Annotated in this window: 2 protein-coding genes; both read left to right on the top strand. The window is 51.8% G+C overall.

Features of this window, described 5'->3' with window-relative positions; genetic code table 11:
• Positions 1-1,056 (top strand): tRNA preQ1(34) S-adenosylmethionine ribosyltransferase-isomerase QueA (gene queA / locus ACWA6V_RS21150; protein ID WP_449524331.1); only part of this gene is annotated, 1,056 nt, incomplete at its 5' end.
• Positions 1,057-1,105: 49 nt separating this feature from the next.
• Positions 1,106-1,850, top strand: a 745-nt coding sequence (tgt, locus tag ACWA6V_RS21145) for a tRNA guanosine(34) transglycosylase Tgt (protein ID WP_449524332.1), incomplete at its 3' end; no start/stop codon positions are given.

Genomic DNA, 1,850 nt, shown 5'->3' with positions numbered 1-1,850 from the left:
TTACCCGATTCCCTTATTGCCCGTGCCCCCGCTGCCGAGCGGCGTGGTAGTCGTTTATTACAGTTGAACGGCTTAAACGGGCAGCTCGCCCATGGGCAGTTTCCCGATCTGCTCAATCTGGTGGAGCCGGGTGATTTGATGGTGTTTAACAATACCCGCGTGATTCCAGCGCGTTTGTTTGGCCAAAAAACGTCGGGTGGGCAGGTAGAGATTCTGGTGGAGCGTGTGTTGGATAACCGCCGTGTACTCGCCCATACCCGCGCAAGCAAAGCGCCGAAAGTGGATTCGCAGGTTATTTTGCAGGATGGCACCTGCGTGCAATTGGTCGCCCGTCACGATGCATTGTTTGAGTGGGAATTTCTGGGCGATGATTCGGCTTTGATCGTTTTGGATCGGATCGGCCACATGCCGTTGCCTCCTTATATAGATAGGGACGATGTTGTCGCTGACCGCGAGCGCTATCAAACCGTGTATAGCAAAGAGCAGGGCGCTGTTGCGGCGCCGACAGCCGGTTTGCACTTTGATGAATTGATGCTGGAGCAGCTGCGTGCAAAAGGCGTGAATATCGCGTTTGTGACTTTGCATGTGGGCGCGGGAACATTCCAGAATATGCGTGTCGATAATATTGCCGAGCACCAGATGCACTCGGAGATTATGGATGTGTCTCCAGAGGTCTGTGAGTTGGTGCGTGCAACCAAAGCGGCGGGAAAACGCGTTATTGCCGTAGGCACGACCAGTGTGCGCAGCTTGGAATCGGCGGCGCAGGGTTATGCGAATCCTGCTCAAAAAGGCGCGATCCATCCTTATCAGGGTGAGACCAGTATTTTTATTTACCCTGGCTACCAGTTTCAGGTGGATGATGCGCTGGTGACCAATTTCCATTTACCCGAATCTACCTTGATTATGTTGGTATCGGCCTTTGCTGGATATAGTTTTACCATGGCCGCATACAAAGAAGCTGTCGCACAGCAATACCGTTTTTTCAGTTATGGCGATGCCATGTTTATCACCCGCAATCCCGCTGCTGCGCTGCAACCAGTTGGCGCTTCTGTTTGAATACTATTTATCTGAGCCGAGAGAGAAGATCGTGACTAACCAATGTTTTATGGAATTTGAATTAGATAGTCAGGCGGGCAGGGCGCGTCGTGGCCGTTTGAAGTTTCCGCGCGGCACAGTCGAGACTCCGGCATTTATGCCTGTAGGAACCTACGGCACCGTGAAGGGTATGACCCCGCGCGATGTAGAAGATATAGGTGCTCATATCATTCTTGGTAACACCTTTCATTTAATGTTGCGCCCCGGTACTGAAGTGATAAAAGCCCACGGTGACCTCCACGATTTTATGCAGTGGAAAGGCCCTATCCTGACCGACTCCGGTGGCTTTCAGGTTTTCAGCTTGGGTAAGTTGCGCAAAATTACCGAAGACGGTGTGACTTTTAAATCGCCCATTAACGGCAGCAAAGTGTTTATGGGGCCTGAAGAGTCGATGCAAGTGCAGCGCGATTTGGGTTCTGACATCGTTATGATTTTTGACGAGTGCACGCCCTATCCGGCGACTATTCATGAAGCGCGCGACTCGATGGAATTATCGCTGCGCTGGGCCAAGCGTTCCAAGATCGCCCACGGTGATAATCCTTCTGCATTGTTCGGTATTGTGCAGGGCGGTATGTATGAAAATCTGCGCACCGAATCCCTGACCGGATTAGTGGAGATTGGGTTTGATGGTTATGCGATTGGCGGTTTGTCGGTCGGTGAACCCAAAGAAGATATGCTGCGCATCCTCGAAAGCCTTACACCGCAAATGCCAAAGCATAAACCGCGCTATTTGATGGGTGTGGGTAAACCAGCCG

The organism is Cellvibrio sp., from assembly GCF_053579595.1.
Note: the sequence above shows the minus strand (reverse complement) of the source record. Positions and strands in the feature narration are given on the sequence as shown.